The sequence below is a fragment of the Pantoea sp. Pa-EAmG genome (assembly GCF_030024295.1).
Taxonomy (GTDB): Bacteria; Pseudomonadota; Gammaproteobacteria; order Enterobacterales; family Enterobacteriaceae; genus Pantoea; species Pantoea dispersa.
Genome location: NZ_JASEWO010000199.1, coordinates 1 through 7,517, shown reverse-complemented (window position 1 = coordinate 7,517; position 7,517 = coordinate 1). Strand labels below are relative to the sequence as shown.

Below are 7,517 nucleotides of genomic sequence, written 5' to 3'. Positions count from 1 at the left end.
TCAACACCGAAATGAGCCTGTCGCTGGAAGGTATCGGTGCCGTGCTGCAGATGGATGATGACTACACGGTGATCAACTCGATGGTCGCCGGTGGTCCGGCGGCCAAGAGCAAATCCATCAGCGTGGGCGACCGCATTGTGGGCGTCGGCCAGCCGGGCAAGCCAATGGAAGATGTGATTGGCTGGCGTCTGGATGACGTGGTGTCCAAAATTAAAGGGCCGAAGGGCAGCAAAGTGCGCCTCGAGATCCTGCCAGCCGGCAAGGGCACCAAAACCCGTACCGTGACGCTGACGCGTGAGAAAATCCGTCTGGAAGATCGTGCGGTGAAGGGCACTGTGCACAACGTCGGCAAAGAGAAAGTCGGCGTGCTGGATATCCCGGGCTTCTACGTTGGCCTGACCGATGATGTGAAAGTGCAGCTGCAGAAACTGCAGAAGCAGAACGTCGACAGTATCGTCATCGATCTGCGTACCAACGGCGGCGGCGCGCTGACCGAAGCGGTATCGCTCTCCGGCCTGTTTATTCCGAGTGGCCCGGTGGTGCAGGTGCGTGACAATAATGGTCGCGTGCGTGAGGACAGCGACAACGACGGCATCGTTTACTACAAAGGTCCGCTGGTGGTGCTGGTCGATCGCTTCAGCGCCTCGGCGTCGGAAATCTTTGCCGCGGCGATGCAGGATTACGGCCGCGCGCTGATTGTCGGCGAACCGACCTTTGGTAAGGGCACGGTGCAGCAGTATCGCTCACTCAACCGCATCTACGATCAGATGCTGCGTCCGGAATGGCCAGCGCTGGGCTCAGTCCAGTACACCATTCAGAAGTTCTACCGCATCAACGGCGGCAGTACTCAGCGGAAAGGCGTCACGCCAGACCTGCTGATGCCGACCGGTGTGGAAGCAGCAGAGACCGGCGAGAAGTTTGAGGATAACGCGCTGCCGTGGGACAGCATCAACGCGGCGACCTACACCAAAACCGGCGATATCACGCCGCTGGTGCCGCAGCTGACCAAAGAGCACGCCGATCGCATCGCCAAAGATCGCGAGTTCCAGTACATCATGAAAGACATCGCGCGTTTCAACGCGATGAAGGACAAGCGTAACATCGTGTCGCTCAATCTGGCTCAGCGCGAGAAAGAGAACCACGAAGAAGATGCGCTGCGTCTGGAACGTATCAATGCGCGCTACCTGGCGGAAGGCAAAGCGCCGCTGAAGAGCCTGGACGATCTGCCGAAAGACTACAAAGAGCCGGATCCGTATCTGGATGAAACGGTGAAAATCGCTAACGATTTGGCCCAGCTGGAAAAAGATCAGCCAGCGCCGGCGGCAGCGAAGTAACCCTTCGGCCTGAAATCACAGCACCGCTGCGGCGGTGCTTTTTTTTGCCTGTAAATCGCCGCACGGCAGGCGGCAGCCGCTACCATTACCAAATGTAAAGTTATGTCTTTTTAGGCACTTAAAGATTAAGGTCGCTTGAAAAGCGCCACAATGGACATAGGATGTATATCCGCGCATGAGCGCGAGCACAACTGAGGAAGATTAACGTTTATGATGCGTATTGCGCTTTTCCTGGTCACCAACCTGGCGGTGATGTTGGTATTCGGACTGATTCTGAGTCTGACAGGAATCCAGTCAAGCAGTGTTCAGGGTCTGATGATTATGGCAGGTCTGTTTGGCTTTGGCGGTGCGTTTGTTTCACTGCTGATGTCCAAATGGATGGCGTTACGCTCGGTCGGCGGTGAAGTGATTGAACAACCCCGTAACGAGACGGAACGCTGGCTGATGGAAACCGTCGGCCGCCAGGCTCAGCAGGTCGGCATTGCGATGCCGCAGGTGGCGATTTACCACGCGCCCGATATCAACGCCTTTGCCACCGGCGCACGCCGTGACGCCTCGCTGGTAGCGGTCTCCACCGGTTTGCTGCAGAACATGAGCCGCGATGAAGCGGAGGCGGTGCTGGCGCACGAGATCGCCCACATCGCGAACGGTGACATGGTCACCATGACGCTGATTCAGGGTATCGTGAACACCTTCGTGATCTTCATTTCGCGTATCATTGCGCAGGTGGCGTCTGGCTTCCTGTCCGGCAACCGCGACGGTGAAGAGAGCAGCAACGGCAATCCGCTGGTCTATTTTGCCGTGGCGACAGTGCTGGAACTGGTGTTTGGTATTCTCGCCAGCATCATCACCATGTGGTTCTCGCGCCATCGCGAATTCCACGCCGACGCCGGCTCTGCGAAGCTGGTGGGGCGTGAAAAGATGATTGCCGCGCTGCAGCGCCTGAAAACCAGCTACGAACCGCAGGAACCCAGCAGCATGATGGCGTTCTGTATTAACGGTAAAGGTAAGTCGCTGAGCGAGCTGTTTATGTCGCACCCGCCGCTCGACAAGCGTATCGAAGCGCTGCGCAGCGGTGCCTACCTTAAGTAAGCCATATAGAAAATGAACAGGGCGCCTGCGGGCGCCCTTTTTTTTATGACTCTGCCGGCTGACGGCTTTGCGTCATGCGCAGCATACTGACGATCGCCGCCACGCTGGCAAAGGTCCCGGCCAGCAGCAGCGAGGCATGCGTGCCGCTGTCGTTGAACAGGTTAAACATCAGCGCCACCAGCGCGGCGCCGGTGCTTTGCCCGACCAGTCGCGCGGTGCCGAGCATGCCGCTGGCACCGCCACTGCGCTGGCGCGGAGCCGACGAGATGATGGTGTGATTGTTGGGTGACTGGAACAGCCCGAAGCCGGCACCGCACAGCATCATGCGCCAGATAATATCGGCATCCGTGGGCTGTGCAGGCAGCAGCGCCAGCAGAAACAGCCCGGCGGCAAACAGCGCCAGCCCCAGCCCACCCAGCAGCCCGGCATGAAACTTCTCGATCAGACGGCCGGCAATCGGTGCCATCACCATGGTAGCCAGCGGCCACGGCGTCAGCAGCAGGCCGGTCGCGACTTCATCCCGGCCCAGTACGTTTTGCAGGAAAAACGGCAGCGACACCATCGCCAGCATTTGTGCACAGAATGAACAGATCGAGGTGCCGATCGACAACGAAAACACCGGAATGCGCAGCAAATCTACTGGCAGCAGCGGCACCGGCATCGCCAGCTGACGCCGCACAAACACCACGCCGATCAGCAGCAGCGCCAGCAGCATACCCGCAATCAGCCAGCCATTTTCTCCCTGCGCGAAGCCGGTCAGCGCTGAAATCAGCAGGCCGAAAAACAGCGCATTCATGATGGCGCTCGGCACATCAAATTTCTGCTGCTTCGCTTTCTGCGTGTTATCCGGCAGGAAGCGCAGCGCCAGCCACAGCGCCACCACACCGAGTGGCACGTTGATCAGGAACAGCCATTTCCAGCTGGCGATGGAGAGAATCGCGGCCGCCACCGTGGGACCGGCGGCGCTGGAAACGGCCACGATCAGCGAGTTGATGGCCATGCCGCGTCCCAGGAAGCGCTGCGGGTAAATAATACGGATTAGCGCAGTGTTGACGCTCATCAGCGCCGCACCGCCGAAGCCCTGCAGCACGCGCGCCACGGTGAGCATATTCAGCGAAGAGGAAAGGGCGCAGAACAGCGAGGTGAATACAAACAGCACCAGCCCGACCTGATAGACGCGCCGGTAGCCGAACATATCGCCAAGAAACGACAGCGACAGCAGCGAAATCACGATAGCGATTTGATAGGCGTTGACGATCCAGATCGATTCCGCCGGGCTGGCGTTCAGCTCACGCGCAATGGTCGGCAGCGCCACGTTGGCAATCGCGCCGTCCAGCACCGCCATCATGATGCCAAGCGCAATGGTAATTATTGCGCCGTAGCGCTGTGGAACGGGTAATCCATCCTGAGACACGGTAGGAGACATAAACAGGGAGAAGTGAAGTAAGTGAATATCATCATGCTAATCAATTTTCTGCCTGAAATCACCGCATTAATGGACAAAAATTACAAGTGGATGTGTCGTTGCCGCCGTCCGGCTGTAACCTCTATACTGGCGTTTTTTGCAAAAGCGTTAAGGAAGTCCCGCATGGCGAGCCGCGATAACGATAAACAGCCGGATGCCGTATCATCAGTGATGAAAGTGTTTGGCATTCTGCAGGCGCTGGGTGAAGAGCGCGATCACGGCATCACCGAGCTTTCGCAGCGGGTTATGATGTCGAAAAGCACGGTCTACCGCTTTCTGCAGACCATGAAATCGCTCGGCTACGTGGCGCAGGAGGGCGAGAGCGAAAAATATTCGCTGACGCTCAAGCTGTTTGAACTTGGCGCGCACGCGCTGCAGAACGTGGATTTGATTCGCAGCGCCGATGTGGAGATGCGCGAACTGTCGCGCCAGACCAAAGAGACCATTCATCTCGGCGCGCTGGAAGAGGACAGCATCGTCTATATCCACAAGATTGACTCGCTGTATAACCTGCGCATGTATTCGCGCATCGGCCGGCGTAATCCGCTGCACAGTACCGCCATCGGCAAAGTGCTGCTGGCGTGGCGTGAGCGCGCAGAGGTGAACGACATTCTGCGTGAAGTGGAATTCCGTCGCAGCACCGCTAACACTATCGTCAGCGCGCAGGCGCTACTGCCGGTGCTGGAGCAGGTCAGGCAACAGGGCTTTGGTGAGGATAATGAAGAGCAGGAAGCGGGGATTCGCTGTCTGGCGGTACCGGTATTTGATCGCTTCGGCGTGGTGATTGCCGGCATGAGCCTCTCTTTTCCGACGGTGCGCTTCTCCGAACCGGCAAAAAAAGAGTATGTGGTGATGCTGCACCGTGCTGCGCGTAAGGTGTCGGAGCAAATGGGTTATTACGAATATCCGTTCTGAATCCTGCCGGGCTGACGCGCAGCCCGGCAGACGGCTAAACTCAGTTGTCGACCACTTCGCCGCTTTTCTTCAGCAGTGGACAATCGGTAACGCCAACAATGCCGCTGTCGGTGTGCAGATACTGTGCGGTAATCATGCCGCGCGCGGTCAGGTAGCTGCACTGTAAGCCCAGCCCGGCTGCGTTTTTATTGCTGCCGGTTAACACGCCGTAGCCGGTAAACAGCATCGCCAGCCACAAGACAGCCAGCACCATCACCGCACGAATCAGTAGTTTCATTTTTATCTCCTTGTGTTACATAACGCAGCTGTTCCCGCGTTGCTGCGAACTCTATAGTAGCAGCATGCCTCGCTTTTCTCGCCGGATCGATCAGAGATAACTGAAAGCGGCACGCAGGCGGGATAATCTGCTTTATCTCCGCCACCATATCTTTTCCGCACGCAACGAGTAGAATCAGCGGCGATGTACCTGAATGATGTTTGAGGATTGATGCAGTTATGAACGAATTAGCCGCCAGTACCGGTCCGCTGTTTAACTATGGCGTGCTGGCCATCATTGTGGTTGTGGCCTTTATTGCCTGGTTTTTTGTTAACCGGGCCAGCGTGCGCGCCAGTGAACAGCTTCAGCTGCTAGAAGCGCTGCTGGAAGAGCAAAAGAAACAGAACGCGCTGCTGCGCCGTATCGCTGAGGCGCAGCCGGTGGCCGAAAAAGCGCAGGATGAGCAGGATACCGGGGACAAGCGCGACTTTATTCGCCTGATCCCGGAACGTTAAGCCCACAACGGAGAGGCCATGGCCTGGCAAAATCCCTGGTATGACGCTTCGCTGGCCCATCATACGCCGCACGGCTTTCGTAACCCGGAAGAGGAGTTGCGTCAGCCTGGCGATCTACAGCGCTGGCGGCGCGAGCGTAAGCAGCAGAATCTGCCGCTGCCACCGCAGTCCGGCTATGCGGCCTTTACCGCCAGCTGGTGCCAGCAGGCCGACCTGAGCGGTGAAGATGACCGTGTCTGGTGGCTGGGCCATGCCGCGCTCCTGCTGCGTCTCAATCAGCGTTATATTTTGATCGACCCGGCGCTGTCGGCACGCGCCTCGCCGTTGCCGTTTGCCGGGCCGCAGCGTAAAACCCCGGCGCCGCTCAGCGTGGCGCAGCTGCCGCATCTTGATTATGTGCTGATCTCGCATAACCATTACGACCACCTTGATCGGCCTACAGTGAAACGCATCGCCCGCCGCTTTCCTGCCGCGCACTTTCTGGTGCCGCTGGGAATGGCCGACTGGTGTCGCCGCCGTGGCGTGCGCACCGTCACCGAACTGGACTGGTGGCAGCAGGTGCAACTGGACGACATCAGCTTCACAGCCGTTCCCGCGCGCCACTGGAGCATGCGCACCTTCTGGGATCGCAACCGGTCGCTGTGGTGCGGCTGGGTAGTGCGTAATGCGCAGCTCAATTTCTGGTTCTCCGGCGATAGCGGCTACAGCGATTATCTCTCTGCCATCGCACAGCGGCTGGGGCCGTTTAATCTGGCTGCGTTACCGATAGGTGCCTATGCACCAAAATGGTTCATGCGCGGCCAGCACATGGACCCGGATCAGGCGGTACAGCTCTGGCAGCAGATAGGGCGACCGCTGGCGATTCCCATTCACTGGGGCGTGTTTGAACTGGCGGACGAGTCGCTTGACGATCCGCCGACGGTGCTGGCGCAAGCATTGCTGCAGGCGGGCGAGGTCGATGCGCCTTTTGCCCCATGGCGAATTGGCGAGAGCCGCAGCCTGATGAATTACGATTAAGATTTATCCTAAGCCATTTTTGTTAAATGCCAGCGGCTTCCGCGCTTTTTAACATTTAATTGTTGGGTGTTTAGAAAAAAATGAGATAAATGCCAGCGTGCAGTCTGCCTATATTTGGGGCAACGGCGATTATATTTTCCTGATTTTGGTGCAAAACTATTTTTAACTTGTACTGCTAGCAATTTATAGTACCAGATTTGAGCGCTGCGCAGTTTATGTTGCTCTTTGCACATCGGCCAGTGAAATAGCTTATCTGTGCCATATTAATGCAATATTTTTTGCCTAAACTTATTTGGTTTAAATGTGAAAAGGCAGCGTTTACCGCTGCGCTTGACGAAACGCGAGTCTGGCGCTAACTATACTGACGCATAGACTTTTTTTGCACACGCTGAGGCGTTGCTGTCAATAACGTTATCCACCTTTCGCTGCCGGTTTCAGGCAATTATGTGCGGCATGTCGATCACTGTTTAAAAATGGCTTGCCATTAATTAGCGGATATGTGATAACGAATCGTGGGTCAAACGAGGTACAGTTCTGTTTATGTATGGCATCTTCAGTAAAGAAGTTACGAGTAAAGACGTTGACGTTGAATACTGCTTCCTTGCCGAACCTTAAATTAGTGCCTCATTCAGTAATGTCTCTGGTTTATCTGTAAGACTGCCTTCGGGCAATATAAACAATCAAAGGAATTTGCAAAAATGGCAAAGATTAAAGGTCAGGTTAAGTGGTTCAACGAGTCTAAAGGTTTTGGTTTCATTACTCCTGCTGACGGCAGCAAAGATGTGTTCGTACACTTCTCTGCAATCCAGGGTAACGGCTTCAAAACTCTGGCTGAAGGCCAGGCTGTTGAGTTCGAAATTCAGGACGGCCAGAAAGGTCCAGCTGCAGTAAACGTTACTGCTATCTGATTTCGTTCTCAGACT

8 protein-coding genes and 1 pseudogene are annotated in these 7,517 nt (G+C 56.3%); 7 read left to right on the top strand and 2 right to left on the bottom strand.

What is annotated here, in order from left to right:
- Positions 1 to 1,334 (top strand): carboxy terminal-processing peptidase (locus QMM04_RS19415; protein WP_282996798.1); only part of this gene is annotated, 1,334 nt, incomplete at its 5' end.
- Positions 1,335 to 1,544: 210 nt separating this feature from the next.
- The gene (gene htpX / locus QMM04_RS19410; RefSeq protein ID WP_021510018.1) at positions 1,545 to 2,426 is read left to right on the top strand and encodes a protease HtpX; all 882 of its coding nucleotides are present in this window, start codon (positions 1,545 to 1,547) and stop codon (positions 2,424 to 2,426) included.
- Between the two features lie 43 nt (positions 2,427 to 2,469).
- Here htpX and QMM04_RS19405 read toward each other — a convergent pair whose 3' ends face one another.
- Positions 2,470 to 3,852 carry an MFS transporter gene (locus QMM04_RS19405; protein ID WP_058774591.1) on the bottom strand — a complete coding sequence of 461 codons (1,383 nt, stop codon included), beginning with the start codon at positions 3,850 to 3,852 and terminating at the stop codon, positions 2,470 to 2,472.
- Between the two features lie 162 nt (positions 3,853 to 4,014).
- Here QMM04_RS19405 and kdgR point away from each other — a divergent pair, with 162 nt between their 5' ends.
- Positions 4,015 to 4,806 carry a DNA-binding transcriptional regulator KdgR gene (kdgR, locus tag QMM04_RS19400; protein ID WP_282996797.1) on the top strand — a complete coding sequence of 264 codons (792 nt, stop codon included), beginning with the start codon at positions 4,015 to 4,017 and terminating at the stop codon, positions 4,804 to 4,806.
- Between the two features lie 40 nt (positions 4,807 to 4,846).
- Here the strand turns inward: kdgR and QMM04_RS19395 are convergent, their stop codons facing one another.
- Positions 4,847 to 5,083, bottom strand: a complete 237-nt coding sequence (locus tag QMM04_RS19395; RefSeq protein WP_021510021.1) for a YobH family protein — start codon at positions 5,081 to 5,083, stop codon at positions 4,847 to 4,849.
- Between the two features lie 218 nt (positions 5,084 to 5,301).
- Between QMM04_RS19395 and QMM04_RS19390 the strand changes: the two genes are divergently transcribed.
- The 4 genes and pseudogenes from QMM04_RS19390 to cspE all read left to right on the top strand — a co-directional run bounded on the left by QMM04_RS19390 (position 5,302) and on the right by cspE (position 7,502).
- Positions 5,302 to 5,577: a YebO family protein gene (locus QMM04_RS19390; protein WP_021510022.1), complete on the top strand. Its 276-nt coding sequence runs from the start codon at positions 5,302 to 5,304 to the stop codon at positions 5,575 to 5,577.
- Between the two features lie 18 nt (positions 5,578 to 5,595).
- Positions 5,596 to 6,594 carry an MBL fold metallo-hydrolase gene (locus QMM04_RS19385; RefSeq protein ID WP_282996796.1) on the top strand — a complete coding sequence of 333 codons (999 nt, stop codon included), beginning with the start codon at positions 5,596 to 5,598 and terminating at the stop codon, positions 6,592 to 6,594.
- 540 nt (positions 6,595 to 7,134) lie between these two features.
- A pseudogene (locus QMM04_RS19380) lies at positions 7,135 to 7,206 on the top strand (DUF2627 domain-containing protein); the annotation flags it as partial.
- 86 nt (positions 7,207 to 7,292) lie between these two features.
- Positions 7,293 to 7,502 (top strand): transcription antiterminator/RNA stability regulator CspE, encoded by a 210-nt coding sequence (cspE, locus tag QMM04_RS19375; RefSeq protein WP_034828712.1) that lies wholly within the window; start codon positions 7,293 to 7,295, stop codon positions 7,500 to 7,502.
- Positions 7,503 to 7,517 lie beyond the last annotated feature (15 nt).

Excerpts from the sequence above, each read along its gene's own strand:
- htpX (WP_021510018.1), top strand. The coding sequence starts at position 1,545 with ATGATGCGTATTGCGCTTTTCCTGGTCACCAACCTGGCGGTGATGTTG.
- QMM04_RS19405 (WP_058774591.1), bottom strand. The coding sequence starts at position 3,852 with ATGTCTCCTACCGTGTCTCAGGATGGATTACCCGTTCCACAGCGCTAC.
- kdgR (WP_282996797.1), top strand. The coding sequence starts at position 4,015 with ATGGCGAGCCGCGATAACGATAAACAGCCGGATGCCGTATCATCAGTG.
- QMM04_RS19395 (WP_021510021.1), bottom strand. The coding sequence starts at position 5,083 with ATGAAACTACTGATTCGTGCGGTGATGGTGCTGGCTGTCTTGTGGCTG.
- QMM04_RS19390 (WP_021510022.1), top strand. The coding sequence starts at position 5,302 with ATGAACGAATTAGCCGCCAGTACCGGTCCGCTGTTTAACTATGGCGTG.
- QMM04_RS19385 (WP_282996796.1), top strand. The coding sequence starts at position 5,596 with ATGGCCTGGCAAAATCCCTGGTATGACGCTTCGCTGGCCCATCATACG.
- cspE (WP_034828712.1), top strand. The coding sequence starts at position 7,293 with ATGGCAAAGATTAAAGGTCAGGTTAAGTGGTTCAACGAGTCTAAAGGT.